Consider the following 10,278-nt stretch of genomic DNA (forward strand, 5'->3'; position numbering starts at 1 on the left):
ATGCGTCGCGGAACTCGGCCGTGGTCACGGGCGTGGTCATGATGGTGCGGCGGTTGGCATCGGCGAGCGGGAACAGCGTGTCGATGGCAACCGTACGCGACGCATCCAGCTTTTCCGCGACGCATGCCGTGGTTGCATCGTGGCCGAGCGGCGTCACGATGATCAGCGAATCCGGCGCGGGCGTGCCGCCGGTATCGATGGTCACATTCGTTTCCATCTTCGCGATCAGCCGGAACACTTCCTCGCGCGCCTGGACCGACGCACGGCTCACCCAGACTCGCCGCGGCAACGTGGTCGGCGCAGGCGCTTCTTCGGGCGTCTGCTGCTTGCCGTCGACGTACTTATAGAAACCTTCGCCGACCTTGCGCCCGATCAACCCGCCGGCAAGCCGCGTCCCGGTAATCGGCGACGGCGTGAATCTTGGTTCCTCGTAAAACTGGTGATAGATCGACTCCATCACCGGATGCGAAACGTCGAGCGCGGTCAGGTCGAGCAACTCGAACGGTCCGAGTCTGAAGCCGGCCTGCTCGCGCATGATCCGGTCGATATCGGCAAAACTCGCCACGCCTTCGCCGGCGATCCGCAAGCCCTCGGTGTTCATGCCACGCCCGGCGTGATTCACGATGAACCCCGGCATGTCCTTCGCGCGCACCGGCGTGTGGCCCATCTGGCGGCCGAGCGCCATGAGCGCGTCACCGGCGGCGGGGTCGCCGCGTAATCCATCGATCACCTCGACCACTTTCATCAGCGGCACGGGGTTGAAGAAATGCAGGCCGACGACACGTTCGGGCTTCGTGCATCCGGCGGCAATCGCGGTGATGGAAAGCGACGACGTGTTCGACGCCAGGATGCAATCGTCGCGAACGATGCCTTCCAGCTCGCGGAACAACTCGCGCTTGGGATCGAGCTTTTCCACGATCGCCTCGATCACGACATCGCAATCGGCGAGGTCGCTGATCGCCTCCGCCGCATGAATGCGGGCCAGCGCCTCGTGCGCTTCGGCTTCGGTGAGCTTGCCTTTTGCGGCAAGTTTGTTCAGGGTATCGGCGAGATACTCGCGAGCGGCCGTGATGGCTTCCTTGTTGGCATCGAAGAGACGTACGGTCAAGCCGCCCGTCGCTGCTATCTGCGCGATACCGCGTCCCATCGCGCCGCTGCCGACCACGCCCAACGTTCGAATCACTGTGTCGCGAAAACTCATGTGTGTCTCACTCCTTATTTTGCTAGATTAGCACGGTCGTGCTGTTAGTGAGATGGCCTCGAAGGCCGTCGATTGCATGCTTTATTAAAAACGAAAGACGTTCAGGAGACTCGCGATGCTCAAGCTGTATGGTTTTCCGCTGTCCAACTACGTGAACAAGGTGAAGTTCGTGCTGCTCGAACACGACATTGCGTTCGAGGAAGTGCGGGCCAATTTTGGCCAGGATGAAGCGACACTCGCTCAGTCGCCTCTCGGTAAGGTGCCGTATATCGAGACCGGGAACGGATCGCTGTGCGAGTCACAGGTGATCATCGAATTTCTGGCGAGCGCATATCCGGACAAGCCCATCTTTTCCGCCGATCCGTTCACTGCCGCCAAGGAGCGCGAGATGATTGCGTTCATCGAGTTGCATCTGGAACTCGTCGCGCGGGATCTCTACAAGCAAGCGTTCTTTGGCGGCACTGTGACCGACTATACGAAGTCGCGCGCCGAAAAACGGCTCCGTCACGGCGTAGCGGGACTCAAGCGGATTGCGAAGTTCGAACCGTACGCGCTTGGCACGACCTTCAGTATCGCCGATGTGAGTGCATTCGTGAATTTGCCGCTCGTCGGGCTGACGACAAAAGCGGTTTATGGCGCGGATTTCCTGCTGGAGGCGGGTATCGACTGGAAGGCGCACAACAGGCGCGTAGGGGAACGGCCGGCCGCACAGAAAGTGACGGCCGACCGGCTGGCGTTCATGGACGCGCAGAAAAAAGAACTGCCGAAGATTTGAAGTTCTACAGGCTCGCGAGGCGTTCGAGCGCGGTGCGCAGCGTTGCTTCTTTTTTCGCGAAGCAAAAACGCACCACGCCCGATTCGTGGCTCTCGTGATAGAACGCGGATACCGGAATGGCCGCCACGCCGATCTCGCTCGTGAGCCATTGCGAGAATTCCGCTTCGGGCAAGTCGCTGATGGCCGAATAGTCGACGCACTGGAAATACGTGCCGTCGCAGGGCAGCAATTTGAAGCGCGAGTTCGCGAGGCCCGCGCGGAAGAAGTCGCGCTTTTGCTGGTAGAAAGCCGGCAAATCCATATAAGGCGACGGGTCCTTCAAGTACTCCGCAATGCCGACCTGCATCGGCGTATTCACGGTGAACACGTTGAACTGATGTACCTTGCGGAACTCGGCCGTAAGAGCCGCGGGCGCAGCGACATAGCCGACCTTCCAGCCCGTCACATGAAACGTCTTGCCGAAACTCGATACCACGAAGCTGCGCGCGGCCAGGTCCGGATAACGCGAGACGCTTTCGTGGGGCGCGCCGTCGAAGACCATGTGTTCGTAGACTTCGTCGGAGAGGATCAGCACGTCGGTGCCGCGCATGATTTCGTCGAGCTTTTGCATGTCGGCGGCGCGCCAGACACGGCCCGTCGGGTTGTGCGGCGTGTTGACGATCAGAAGGCGCGTTTTGGGCGTGATCGCTGCGGCGATTTTATCGAAGGGGAGTGCGTAGTCGGGTGCTTCCAGCGATACAAACACCGGCTTGCCGCCCGCCAATTCAATAGCCGGGACGTAGCAGTCGTACATCGGCTCGATCACGACGACTTCATCGCCTGGATGCACGCAGCACAGGATGGCCGTCAGGATGGCTTGCGTGGCGCCGGCCGTCACCGTGATTTCGCGATCCACGTCGTATTTGCGACCGTAGAGCCGCTCGATCTTTTCGCTGATCGCGTGACGCAGCGGCGCGGCGCCGGCCATCGGCGGATACTGGTTGTGGCCGTCCCGCATCGCGTTCGCCACCGCATCCACGATCCGCGGATCGCAGGCGAAATCCGGAAAACCCTGGCCAAGGTTGACCGCGCCTGTCTGTGTCGCGAGTGCGCTCATGACCGTGAAGATGGTCGTGCCGACATTCGGCAGACGTGACGTGATGGCAGGAACGGCGGCGGAATGCGGAAGGTCGTGCGAGGCGTTCATAGTGGTTTCGATCGGCTGCGCTGGAAGAATGTGTCGTATTTTAAACGTCGATTGCGTCCGTTTCCGCATTGGCCTCGACCTGCGCGTTGAAGCTGGTCACGAACGGCGCCGGCTGGGCGATCCGGAAGCCAAAATCACGCGCGGTGCGTTTCGCAAGTTTGAGCAGCGCCCGGTCCTTCGATACCAGCCAGTCCGCCTTGCTTGCATGCGCCAGTTCGAGAAACTTCTGGTCGTCGCGGTCCTTGCATTTCGGCAGCGGCGGTGTGTCTTCGGGTAGCGGTTCGATTTCAACCAGGCGAGAAAGCCGCGCAACCGTTTCCAGCGCCTGGGCCTTGTCTACGGCAAAGCGCACGAATTGCGGATAGTCCAGCACATACGTCAGTTCTTTCAGGCAACGCGCATCGATCAACGCTTCCAGCGTGCCGGCTTCGAGCGCGGCGCGAATGGGGCGGGAATTGGGGTCATCGAAAACAAGAATGTCGATCCACACATTCGAATCGAGCACGGCGCGCCACGCGGGGGATTTTTTCATTCGATACAATCGAGGGTTTCCGTCTTCATCGTTGGCAAGCGTGCCGGCGAGCCCCTATGATAATCGTTCTCTCGCCGGCCAAATCGCTCGACTACGAGACCCCGCCGCACGTGACGAAGCACACGTTGCCTGAATTCACCGCAGATTCCGCCGAGCTCATCAAGGCGCTGCGCAAACTCTCGCCACAGGATATCGGCAGTCTCATGCATATCTCCGACCCGCTCGCGCGACTCAACTTTCAGCGTTATGCCGACTGGTCGCCGACGTTCAGTGAGGACAATTCGAAGCAGGCCATGCTCGCGTTCAACGGTGACGTCTACGAAGGTTTCGACGCCAAATCGCTTCTTGCGGCCGACCTCGACTACGCGCAGAACCATGTGCGGGTGTTGTCCGGGCTCTACGGATTGCTGCGGCCGCTCGACCTGTTGCAGCCTTATCGGCTGGAAATGGGCACGAAGTTCGCAAACGCTCGGGGCAAAGATCTTTATGCGTTCTGGGGCGATCGCATCACGGTGGCGCTCAACGGGCAGATGAAAAAGCAGCGCGGCGCGAAGGTGCTGATCAACTGCGCATCCGGCGAGTATTTCAAGTCGGTGCAGCCGAAGCGGCTCGACGCGCCAATCGTCACGCCCGTGTTTCAGGAATGGAAGAACGGCCAGTACAAGATCATCAGTTTTCACGCAAAACGTGCGCGCGGGTTGATGGCGCGGTTCGCCGTGCAGCATAGAATCGATGAACCGGAAGGCCTCAAGGATTTCGGCAGCGAAGGCTACGCGTTCGATAAAAAAGCATCGACTGACGCCACGTATGTGTATCGCCGGCGCGTTGGGGCTTGATGCAATGACCTGCTGCTGCACTGGACAAATCAAGGAAGCGTCATGAGCATCTCAATCACGAGTCATTTCGATGCGGGCGCGATCAACGTCGTTTCCGCCGATAACCCCGCCGACATCCGCCTGCGTATCCGCCCGGACAGCCACGCCGATTTCGCGCAGTGGTTCTACTTTCGCGTGGGTAACGTCCGCGATGTAGCGCTCACCCTGACCTTCGAAAACGCCGCCGACTGCGCGTTTGCCGACGGCTGGCGCGACTATCGCGCGGTCGCCAGCTACGACAGGATCAACTGGTTCCGGGTGCCGACCCGTTATGACGGCCGGGTAATGACGATCGAGCACACGCCCGATTTCGATGCGATCTATTACGCTTACTTCGAGCCGTACAGCGAAGAGCGGCACGCAGGTTTCATTGGCGCGGTACAGCAGATGCCGCACGCCACGCTCACGGAAATTGGCCGCACCGTGCAAGGCCGCCCGATGGCACTTTTGACGCTGGGCTTGCTTGAAGACGATGAAGACGAAGCTGAAGACGGCGAAGAAGATCACATAACACTTGAGCCGAAGAAAAACGTCTGGATCATCGCGCGTCAGCATCCGGGCGAAACCATGGCCGAATGGTTCGTGGAAGGTTTGATCAAACGGCTGGCAGGGTGGGGCGACTGGGCCGGCGATCCGGTCGCGCGCCTGGTCTTCGAGCACGCCGTGTTTCACATCGTGCCCAACATGAATCCCGATGGCAGCGTTCTTGGCAACCTGCGCACGAACGCGGCAGGCGCCAACCTGAATCGCGAATGGATGGAGCCGGACGGCGCGCGCAGCCCGGAAGTGCTCGCGGTACGCAACGCCATGCACGCAATAAGCTGCGATCTTTTCTTCGATATTCACGGCGACGAAGCACTGCCTTACGTGTTCGTGGCGGGCTCGGAGATGTTGCCGGGGTTCACCGAAAAGCAGGCCGAGGAGCAGAAGGCGTTTATCGAATGCTTCAAGCAGGCGAGTCCTGACTTTCAGGATGTGTACGGTTACGAAGCCAGCAAGTACCAGACTGACGCGCTGAAGCTCGCGTCGAAGTACGTTGGCAATGAGTTCGGGTGTTTGTCTCTGACGCTCGAAATGCCGTTCAAGGACAACGCGAACCTGCCGGACGAGCGGGTGGGATGGAACGGGGAACGCAGTGCGGCGCTTGGCGCGGCGATGCTGCAGGCCATCTTGCGCCATTTGCAGGCGTTCTGACTCGCGCGGACAGGCTGATGCGCGGTCAAAAATGGGCGAGATCGTAAGCGACGATCTCGTCCTTTTGTTTTGCCTGGCGTCAGTGCTTCTTCTTCGTCGACTTGGCCGAGGACGATTTCTTCGCTGTCGAAGCGGATGCCTTGCCCTTCGATCCGGCTTTGCCCTTGACGGCGCTGTGCTTGCCGCGAGCGCTGTGACCGGATCGTGGTTCGGCACGCGGCCTCGCCGCAGGCACCGGGTCATTCCAGCCGAACGCCAGCATCTGGCTGCCTACGTAGCCACATCGAAATTTGAGTGTCGGTGGCGTTGCGTCGCCGTCCTTCGACACGCCGAGCCCCTCGACGGTCACCACGTTATCAACCTTGATCCGCTGCTTGTGATCATCGAACGAATCATTCCACGGGACGATGCTGCCATGCGCGGCATCGAACGAACTCGCTGGAAATTCGACGCGATCAAACGCCGTCGATGTACTCGCGACGAAGCTGCCGTGCGCGGCGCAATCGGCCATCAAGGGATTGGCGTTGAAGTCGGTCACGAAGTGATTGACGAGCTCATTGCGGTCGTCGACCGTATCGGCGAACGCAGTGACGTTGAAAAGGGCTGACGTGATTGTCGCTACGGATGCGATCGCTACCAGCCGGCCGACCAGCCGAAGCAGTCGACGCGGTACTTGAATACTATCCATCGGGTTGGGCACTAAAGAGACATCAGGCACGTAAGATGCCTGACAGTGAGCAGGAGTTCCATCTTATATCAAATTCTTTAGCAGGCTGGCCGCGGCCAGCTGCGTTCAGACTCGCGGCCCACGATCCAGCCGATACCGCCGGACATCGAAAGTCGTGATCCAGGTCGGCCTGTAGACGGTGATGAGAATTGTGAAAAGGCCGGTGAAGAGCGCTTCGCCGGCAACCAGCAGCGTGGCGGCAAGCGTAAAGCCCGCAGGTATGAACAGCCGCCCGTCGGCAAGGATGATTTGGAGCAGCAGACCTGAAGCACACGCCGCTGCGACAGCAACAGCGGAAGTGAGAAAGCCGTGACCCAGGATAAAGACGAACAAGCTCCGGGGAATCCACGCCTGAATGGCTTTTTGCAGCAGCGAAGACACGGCGACTGGCAAGGCACCGAACAAGAGGAATGTCACCGGAACCCCGGGCCACGCCGCATCAAGCACCACAGCCGCCAGGCCCGTCGCCACTGCCATGCCGACCATGGCGAGCTGCCAGTCAAATAGCGTGACCATCAGCGTTGCGCCGAGCAGATGAATGGCCGGACCGTCTTCGAACCATGTATTGCAGGCCCACAGCACCGTAACCGCAACCACGATCCCGAACCACACATGCTGAAGTGTTCCGTCCTGCAGCCGGCGAAACGGGTTCTTCCAGATGCAAAGCGCGAGCACACTCGCAGTGACTATCCAGCCACCTATTGCAAGCCACAGCGGGAGAGGTGTGTAGAAGAAACCCATAGATCTCATATTACTCGTTTGCGCCCGAAAACGTGTGCATTGACTGTGCCAGCGTGGTTTAGCGGGCGCAACGCCGTAACTTGTGCGTTGCGCCCGTGCGCCGTTTCGTGGTTATGCAGTGCTGTCAGTCACCAAAGCGCGGCAAGGGTTGAGCAGCCATCGGCATCAGATCCTCGTCCTCTTCCGGACGCTGTGAGTAGGTTGCCGAGGCCGGTGCCCGCAACGGAATGACGCCTGCGTCGCCGAGCGACGGGCGGGGCGAAGCATCAGCCTCCCGCCTCAATACTTCCAAATGACGGTTCTGCCAGCCGTTATAAATCGCCACTGCCGCCGCGCGATTGGGCGCGCCGAGCTGCTGGAAGATACTGCCAAGGTGTATTTTCACCGTGCCCTCGCTGATCCCCAGCGTCTTCGCGATGATTTTGTTCGTGCTCCCCATGTGCAGGCATCGCATGATCTGTTGCTGACGCAGCGACAGCGTGTTGAACCGCTTCAATCCCTTCCGAAACTCCCGTGGCTCAGTTTCGCGGCGCGCGGCAAGACCGGGTTCCAACGTTGGATCGAGCGCATTTGCGGGGACGTAATGGCCCCCGAGCAGCACCATTTCCAGCGCACGGACGATCAACGTCGGATCGAGGTCGCGCGGCACGACGCCTCGCGCCCCTGCGCCCAGGAACAAGCGGACCTTGGGCGTGGAGGCTTCGTCAACAATGATGGCTGCCGGTGTTCTCGGGAAAGCCTCGAGCAGCATTCGCAGGTCGGCCATGCGCATGGCCTTGTGCCAGTCGATCACGATCATATCCGGCTCGAGTCTCAGGACCGCGCTTGCAGCTTGCCGCCAATCTTTCGCCTCATTGAAGCGGGCCCGCCGGTCTATGTGCCGCAGTAGCGCTTTCAAACCTTCGCGACGTTCAGCTTCCGAATTAACTATTGTGAATTTCATGTCTGCCCCTAGTCATTTGATTTTCACGCGATTCCCGTTTGTGAAGAACGGGCATATGCGATTAAGCCCATGATGACTAATTGCAGAGAAAAATGCGCCCTGTCCGAACGGCATAGGCGGATCTTATGAATTCCTAAAAAATGCGGGCGTGTCTGGGATGGTTTCTCAGCGCAGCGCGTTATTTATAGAAGGTTCTTAAGCGCGATGAGCGCGACAGGAAATATTGAGACATATCCGATCAACGCCAAGGCCCGACAGTCTTGTCGCGCCTCGAATTTGCGTTTTTAAGTCGTAGGTTTTAATTCGCCAAAGTTTGTGATGTAGCGAATTCGCAAAAAAATGCCGCTCCAACGTTAATGGAGCGGCTGTCTCGTCGATTCAATCCGGTCGGTTAGTTATTGATTGTGTCGTTTCTATTATGAAAATCGCAATCCGTTGGTTTTTCCGAGTTGGAAAGTTAGTGAAAGTGTGGCTGGGCAGGCTCAGCATCTTCCGGCATTTCGGCGTGCACGATCTCGCCTAATGGATCGGCATATAACGGCACGCCGCAATCTTCGCAGTATTCCGGCTCGAAGCGCCCGGAATGCCGCCGGACATCTGTCAACCCTGAGCGCTTTAGCAGCCCAACGATCGCTTCAACCGGACCATCCGCGCCTTCGAGTTCCGCTACATCGTCCGCCTCAGCGCCAGGCTCGCCATTTTCCCGCCCATAGAGTGGCCATACAACGCCGTAGATCACGTCGTTGCTGCCCCGGCGGGTAAATCCAATCCTGTATTCATCGATACGCTGCTCGCCAAATCCCGCGATGACCGCACGCAGTTCGTCCGGCGCTGTTCCCAACGTGTCGAAGAGATAGCGAACGGCAGTGCGCACCGAGTGCGGGCGGACCTGTTCGTCGGCGTCGCGGCACGCCGAGTAATACGCGTCGGGCAGCAGGCACTCGAATTCACAGCCGGGCAGAACGGTCGCAAAGGTCGCTCCGCCTTGGGTTGCCCAATGTTCAAGACATTGACCGCGTTCGACCCGAACGCCGTCTGTCTCCTCTTGCCAGCGAAACAGCGCTGAACCGGTGGGAACGATCGCCATCGCGAGCAGAAAACGCGGATCGGCAAGAATCGGCGATGTCTCGGGCAAATCCGCCAGGTTCAATCGAGCGGGCGCCTGGCCCAGCACGGTCTGGATCAGCAATTGCGCAACGCGCGACGTTTCCACATGATGCCGCGGCAACTGATCGATGCTGTACAGATACGGCGAAACCGCGACCCTGGCGCCGTCCGCCATTACATGGGCCTGCAATTGAGTGCGCAACGCGTCCGCGACATCGGCTTTCAACGGACCAGACGGAATCGAGTATCTCGTCCAAGCAAGCACCGGCGCCGCAATCAGAAGGGCGTCATGAGCGACACCGTCGATATCGATGGTGAACGACTCACTCTGCGTCTCGGCCATGTCGGCGAGCGCGCCGTACGCATCGGGGAATTTGAGCTGCAGGTGGTCGAGCGCGGCGTCGAGCGCCGTCTGGTTCCCATTGCGGACGATCTTTGCGAGAAGCGTATCGAGGCGCGCTTCCCAAAACCGGTCTTCAATACGGCTGCCCGACGCAAACAGCGAGAGCGAGAGGCCGACTAGTTTGTCGGCGTCAGGGGGAAGTCGTTTGGCGATTCGCGAGCGCATAGGAGGCATATTCATCAGGTGCAAAGAACCTTTGATTGTAGTCGCTATATGAGGGCTTGAGCCGTAAAGCGACCCGCGGTTTGTCAGGCCCGACTACCGGCGTTACGCGAGCACCTGCACGCACCCGTAAAATTCTTTTCCCGAACCCCTTGCGCAGTGTTGAAACGGGCACTAGAATTCCGATCCTTCGCTTCACAACGAGGCGAAGGGAAGTGAGAAAGTGCAGGTGCAGTGGCGCGCAAGAGGAAGTCGCAGAGCCAAGCAGGACGGGCCTTGCAGCAAAATCGGAAGTCGCGGGTTGAGTAAAAAACCTGTTGACGAAAAGCGAAACGTTCTACATAATCTCGTTTCTGTGCTGCAAACGCAGCGACGCGAAAGCGGTGGTGTTCTGAGGGATGGGATGCTGCGGTTTTGGTGAATGTTCTTTAA

Annotated in this window: 10 protein-coding genes; 3 read left to right on the forward strand and 7 right to left on the reverse strand. The window is 59.3% G+C overall.

The window, feature by feature from the left end; all coding sequences use genetic code 11:
- Positions 1-1,201 (reverse strand): 3-hydroxyacyl-CoA dehydrogenase (locus ACRXB1_RS20735; protein ID WP_449493066.1); only part of this gene is annotated, 1,201 nt, incomplete at its 3' end.
- A 115-nt stretch (positions 1,202-1,316) separates the two neighbouring features.
- Between ACRXB1_RS20735 and ACRXB1_RS20740 the strand changes: the two genes are divergently transcribed.
- The gene (locus tag ACRXB1_RS20740; RefSeq protein ID WP_449493067.1) at positions 1,317-1,976 is read left to right on the forward strand and encodes a glutathione S-transferase family protein; all 660 of its coding nucleotides are present in this window, start codon (positions 1,317-1,319) and stop codon (positions 1,974-1,976) included.
- Positions 1,977-1,980: 4 nt separating this feature from the next.
- On the opposite strand, the gene ACRXB1_RS20745 is transcribed toward ACRXB1_RS20740, so the two are convergent.
- On the reverse strand, positions 1,981-3,162 hold the full coding sequence (locus ACRXB1_RS20745) for a methionine aminotransferase (RefSeq protein WP_174364800.1): 1,182 nt from the start codon (positions 3,160-3,162) through the stop codon (positions 1,981-1,983).
- Between the two features lie 40 nt (positions 3,163-3,202).
- Positions 3,203-3,694: a putative toxin-antitoxin system toxin component, PIN family gene (locus tag ACRXB1_RS20750; protein WP_174364801.1), complete on the reverse strand. Its 492-nt coding sequence runs from the start codon at positions 3,692-3,694 to the stop codon at positions 3,203-3,205.
- Positions 3,695-3,750: 56 nt separating this feature from the next.
- On the opposite strand from ACRXB1_RS20750, the gene yaaA reads away from it, so the two are divergent.
- Complete coding sequence (yaaA, locus tag ACRXB1_RS20755) at positions 3,751-4,530, forward strand: peroxide stress protein YaaA (RefSeq protein ID WP_449493068.1); 780 nt, start codon at positions 3,751-3,753, stop codon at positions 4,528-4,530.
- Positions 4,531-4,572: 42 nt separating this feature from the next.
- On the forward strand, positions 4,573-5,763 hold the full coding sequence (locus ACRXB1_RS20760) for a M14 family metallopeptidase (protein ID WP_449493069.1): 1,191 nt from the start codon (positions 4,573-4,575) through the stop codon (positions 5,761-5,763).
- A gap of 79 nt (positions 5,764-5,842) precedes the next feature.
- On the opposite strand, the gene ACRXB1_RS20765 is transcribed toward ACRXB1_RS20760, so the two are convergent.
- From ACRXB1_RS20765 to ACRXB1_RS20780, 4 genes are all read right to left on the reverse strand, one after another.
- A complete protein-coding gene (locus ACRXB1_RS20765) occupies positions 5,843-6,451 on the reverse strand; it encodes a BspC domain-containing protein (protein WP_449493070.1) in 609 nt (202 codons plus the stop codon).
- Between the two features lie 105 nt (positions 6,452-6,556).
- Positions 6,557-7,231, reverse strand: coding sequence for an energy-coupling factor ABC transporter permease (locus ACRXB1_RS20770; protein ID WP_062167052.1), 675 nt, complete (start codon positions 7,229-7,231; stop codon positions 6,557-6,559).
- A 124-nt stretch (positions 7,232-7,355) separates the two neighbouring features.
- The gene (locus ACRXB1_RS20775; protein ID WP_062167050.1) at positions 7,356-8,174 is read right to left on the reverse strand and encodes a LuxR C-terminal-related transcriptional regulator; all 819 of its coding nucleotides are present in this window, start codon (positions 8,172-8,174) and stop codon (positions 7,356-7,358) included.
- Positions 8,175-8,631: 457 nt separating this feature from the next.
- Positions 8,632-9,849 (reverse strand): DUF2863 family protein, encoded by a 1,218-nt coding sequence (locus ACRXB1_RS20780; protein WP_061999808.1) that lies wholly within the window; start codon positions 9,847-9,849, stop codon positions 8,632-8,634.
- Between the last annotated feature and the right edge of the window lie 429 nt (positions 9,850-10,278).

It is taken from the genome of Caballeronia sp. M23-90 (assembly GCF_053574605.1).